The sequence below is a fragment of the Halorubrum sp. AD140 genome, from assembly GCF_034497445.1.
In the GTDB taxonomy this organism is placed as follows: Archaea; Halobacteriota; Halobacteria; order Halobacteriales; family Haloferacaceae; genus Halorubrum.
Genome location: NZ_JAXRUU010000357.1, coordinates 1 through 1,011, shown reverse-complemented (window position 1 = coordinate 1,011; position 1,011 = coordinate 1). Strand labels below are relative to the sequence as shown.

The window sequence follows — 1,011 nt, the reverse complement described above, 5'->3', positions numbered from 1 at the left end:
CATCTGACGAGGATTTTACGCTCCCAGCACCAAAGGAAGGCTACTCGTATTGGGTACACGACGCTGAAGGGAATAGTTACACTAGAGCCGAGTGGGAAGCATACAGAGAAGAGAACAGCTGACCGATTAAGTCCCTACCAATATGAACCGCTTAGAGAAGGCAATCGAGATCGCACTCGACGCACACACCGGTGATAAAGACAAAGCGGGGGCAACGTATATCCGTCATCCACTTCGCTTGATGGAACAGGTCGACACAGATGAAGAGCGGATTGCGGCTGTGCTACATGATGTGGTCGAAGACTCCACACAGGATCTCGCAACCATCGAATCAACGTTCGGCACGGAGATTCGGGACGCAGTAGATGCGTTGACCAAGCGAGACGACGAGGCGTACCTAGATGATTTCATTCCGCGGTGTGCGGAAAATGAGATTGCTCGACGCGTCAAACAGGTCGATATTAAAGATAATATGGATTTGACACGGCTCCCTGAGGTTGACGAAAGTACCGTTGAGCGGCAAATTAAATACCACCGCGCCTTGCGTTATTTAGAAACGTACGAGGAGTAACCGGGACACCCGTTGGCTGGTTATTCTACAAGCCTGAATACCTCATACCACATCACCGAGGTACACGCTTATTGCCAATCAATATAATTACTTGACATAGCATGAGTGGTACCGCTCGACTGTCAGCAGTCCACCGTATTACTGACGGCGGGTTCGACGCAGAGGCGGTACAAGACAAGCTTCGAGATAGTTACGTGTTCGAACTCACCTATAGAACAAATGATGGAGAGGAGCGAACACGGGATGTGACGCAAGAATCTGTGAACCAGCCATCTACAACCACACCACACGATGTTCCTGTATTCCGATTCACCGCTGTTGAATCCGATCAGCCGATTGACGTACGATTACCCGACATCGTGGCACTCAATCCGTTACCCCTCACCCAACCGAACTCACTAGTCCGAGAGGCCGCAATTCGTTCAATGGCTTCTGACGTG

The 1,011-nt window shown here is 50.4% G+C and carries 2 protein-coding genes; both read left to right on the top strand.

What is annotated here, in order from left to right; genetic code table 11:
* Positions 1-142: 142 nt before the first annotated feature.
* Positions 143-571 carry an HD domain-containing protein gene (locus tag U4E84_RS18840; RefSeq protein ID WP_322533568.1) on the top strand — a complete coding sequence of 143 codons (429 nt, stop codon included), beginning with the start codon at positions 143-145 and terminating at the stop codon, positions 569-571.
* A gap of 194 nt (positions 572-765) precedes the next feature.
* Positions 766-1,011: hypothetical protein (locus U4E84_RS18835; protein ID WP_322533567.1), on the top strand; the 246-nt coding region annotated here is incomplete at its 3' end.